Annotated in this window: 3 protein-coding genes; all 3 read right to left on the bottom strand. The window is 33.4% G+C overall.

All coding sequences use genetic code 11. The features are described from left to right. Window positions 1–11 precede the first annotated feature (11 nt). A complete protein-coding gene (locus ABVS04_RS14745; RefSeq protein WP_368031540.1) occupies window positions 12–1,340 on the bottom strand; it encodes a sodium ion-translocating decarboxylase subunit beta in 1,329 nt (442 codons plus the stop codon). A 15-nt stretch (window positions 1,341–1,355) separates the two neighbouring features. Next, entirely contained in the window at window positions 1,356–3,197 is a 1,842-nt protein-coding gene (locus ABVS04_RS14740) for a biotin/lipoyl-containing protein (protein ID WP_368031539.1), read from the bottom strand. Window positions 3,198–3,202: 5 nt separating this feature from the next. Further along, window positions 3,203–3,446 (bottom strand): OadG family protein (locus ABVS04_RS14735; protein WP_368031538.1); only part of this gene is annotated, 244 nt, incomplete at its 5' end.

Genomic DNA, 3,446 nt, shown 5'->3' with positions numbered 1-3,446 from the left:
TGTTAATTTTTTTATTTAAATATCGATAAAAGTACACCAGCAGCGACTGCTGAACCAATAACACCAGCTACATTAGGACCCATCGCATGCATTAATAAAATGTTCGATTTGTCATAAAGTTGACCTTCTTTACTTACTACCCTTGCCGCCATTGGCACAGCTGATACTCCTGCTGCTCCAATCAAAGGATTTATCTGATTATCTTTTGAACTTACTAAATTCATTAATTTAGCCATTATTACACCCATAGCTGTACCTGCTGCAAATGCTAAAAGACCTATTATCATAATTCCCATTGTCTCTGCTACTAAGAATTGCTCTGATGCTAGTTTTGAACCAACACCTAATCCTAGAAAGATAGTTACAATATTGATTAATGCATTTTGCATTGTATCAGAAAGTCTATCAACAACTCCTGATTCTTTTGCAAAATTTCCAAAACATAATGCTCCAATTAATGGTGCCGCATCTGGAAGTATTAAAATTGTTAATGTTAATACAACTAAAGGAAATACAATTTTTTCTAGTTTTGACACCTTTCTTGATGCTGGCATCTTAATTTTTCTTTCATTCATTGTTGTTAATGCTCTCATAATTGGCGGTTGTATAATTGGTACTAATGCCATATAAGAATAAGCAGCAACAGCAATTGCTCCTAACAATTCAGGTGCTAATCTTGAAGCTATAAAAATAGACGTAGGTCCATCAGCTCCTCCAATAATAGAAATAGCAGCAGCTTGTTCTAGTGTAAAATTGATTCCTGGGAAATATTGAGAAAGTACAACAGCACCAACTAAAGATCCAAAGATACCAAATTGAGCAGCACCACCTAAAAGTGCAGTTTTTGGATTAGCTAATAATGGACCAAAGTCTGTCATAGCTCCTACACCCATAAAGATTAATAATGGAAAAAATTGATTAGTAATACCCATACTATAAATAATTCCTAACATTCCATCAGGTCCTGCCATATTAGCAATTGGTATATTTGCTAACAATCCACCAAATCCAATAGGAATTAATAGTAATGGTTCAAATCCTTTTTTAATTGCTAAATAAAACAATAAAAAACAAATAAGAATCATTATAATTCTTCCTCCACTTTGTGCAAAGAAAGACATTTCTAAACCATGTGAATCTTTTACACCTTCATGTGGTTGAAGCAATGCTTTAATACCTGTTGTATCATAAAATGAGTCAATTAATTCACCCATTGTTTTTGAGTGGTATGGTTGTTTCTCAGTAGTTGTTTCTACAACATCTACACTTGGTGAAGCAAAGACATTTATTGTAAAAAAACTAAAGATAAGAAGAAAAGAAATTAATATACTTTTTTTCATTTATACTTTCAAACACTAACCAATAATGGCTAATGTTTGTCCCTCTTCAACAGTTTGTGTATTATTTACTAATATTTTAGTAATTTTTCCAGCAACTGGAGCATTAATATCTATTTCCATTTTCATAGCTTCAAGAATCATAATTTGTTGATCAGCTTCAACATAATCACCTTCTTTTACTAATATTTTCCAAACAGCACCATTAACAGCAGCTGGTACTTCAGTTCCACCTGCAGAAGAAGCTGGAGTTGAAGCTACAGGAGCAGCAACTGGTGCAGCACTTACAGGAGCTGTTATATTAGAAACGGGAGTTACTTGAATATTAGCATCACTACCTTCTGCTATTGTTACATTAAATTTTTGACCATCAACTATTACAGTATAGTTTCCACTTGCATTTGCCATATCTTTTTCTCCTAATTTACAATCTTTATCATTATCACAAACATTATCATTTTTTCTAACATTTAAAGGTGATTCACCTTTTAAGAAAGCTATCCCTTTTTCATCACAAGCAGCTGCAATAAAGATATTTTCATCACTAGCTTCAATACCTTCTATTTCCAATCTTTGTTTCCAAACAGAGATTTTTTTCTTTTCATCACGATCTGCAATATCTAAAGGATTTTCACTAGTTGGATCTAATTTTAATTTTTCTGCTGCAAGTGCTACAATTTCTGGATCTGGTGCAACTGGAGTTCTACCAAAGTAACCTAAAACCATTTTTCCATAACCAGGAGCTATTTGTTTCCAAGGACCAAACATTACATTTGCGTATGCTTGTTGCCAATAAAATTGAGAAACTGGAGTTACTGATGTACCATATCCACCCCTTTCAACAACTTCTCTCATAGCTTTAATAACTTCAGGGAATTTATCTAAAGTTCCATTATCTCTCATCATTTGAGTATTAGCAGTTAAAGCTCCACCTGGCATTGGAGAGAAAGGAATTAAAGGAGATACTTGAGTAGCTTCAGGGGGAATAAAGTAATCTTTTAAACATTTACCTAAGGTATCTTGGTATTTCAGAATTTTATCAATTTCTAAACCACCTAAATCATAGTTTTTACCTTTTACAGCATGTAACATAGTTAGGATATCAGGTTGAGAAGTTCCACCCGAAACAGGAGAGGCAGCTAAATCTATACCATTAGCACCTGCATCAAGTGCAGCTAAGTAACAAGCAACTGAAACACCAGCTGTTTCATGGGTATGAAGTCTAATATGAGTATCATATCCAACTAAATTTCTAGCCATTGCAATTGTTTCATAGATTTTTTGTGGAGACGAAGTCCCAGAAGCATCTTTAAAACAGATAGAATCAAAAGGAAGACCACTATCAAGAATTTGTCTTAGAGTCTTTTCATAAAAAGGCACATCATGAGCACCAAAACATCCTGGAGGTAAATCCATTAGTGTTATTACAACTTCATGGTTTAAACCATACTTTTTAATACATTCAGCACTATATTCAAGGTTTTGAACATCATTTAAAGCATCAAAGTTTCTGATTGTTGTTGTACCATGTTTGGCAAACATTTTAGCATGTAAGTCGATTAATTCTCTAGATCCTGTATCTAACATTACAGTGTTAATACCACGAGCTAAAGTTTGTAAGTTTGCATCAGGGCCTACTATTTCCCTAAATTTATCCATCATTTCAAATGCATTTTCTTGCAAGTAGAAGAACAATGATTGGAACCTAGCTCCTCCACCAAACTCAAAGTGAGTTATTCCGGCTTCTTTTGCAGCTTCAACAGCTGGAAAGAAATCATTCATTAAAACTCTTCCTCCAAAGACAGATTGAAATCCATCTCTGAAAGTTGTGTCCATGATATCTATATATTTTTTAGACATATATTTTAACCCTTTAGATTTTTATGATGTTGCACAGCTGCAATTATTGCTGCCATTTTTGCGTTATCTATTTTCTCAGTTGTACTTTTTGGTGTGCTACTTACTACTTTATTTTCTTCTGGAAAATATTTTGTTAATAATGCACCTTGTGCTTTTAGTACAAATATCATTATTGTTAGGAAGGCAAATACTACACCCATCCCTAAGAACATGAACTTTACTGATTCTGAAATTAAGTTTATTTCCATA

The sequence above is a fragment of the Arcobacter sp. s6 genome (assembly GCF_040884245.1).
Taxonomy (GTDB): domain Bacteria; phylum Campylobacterota; class Campylobacteria; order Campylobacterales; family Arcobacteraceae; genus Aliarcobacter.
This window is presented reverse-complemented; position numbering and strand designations above follow the sequence as displayed.

Bases quoted from the DNA above. Each gene is read 5' to 3' on its own strand.
- ABVS04_RS14745 (WP_368031540.1), bottom strand. From the start codon at position 1,340: ATGAAAAAAAGTATATTAATTTCTTTTCTTCTTATCTTTAGTTTTTTT.
- ABVS04_RS14740 (WP_368031539.1), bottom strand. From the start codon at position 3,197: ATGTCTAAAAAATATATAGATATCATGGACACAACTTTCAGAGATGGA.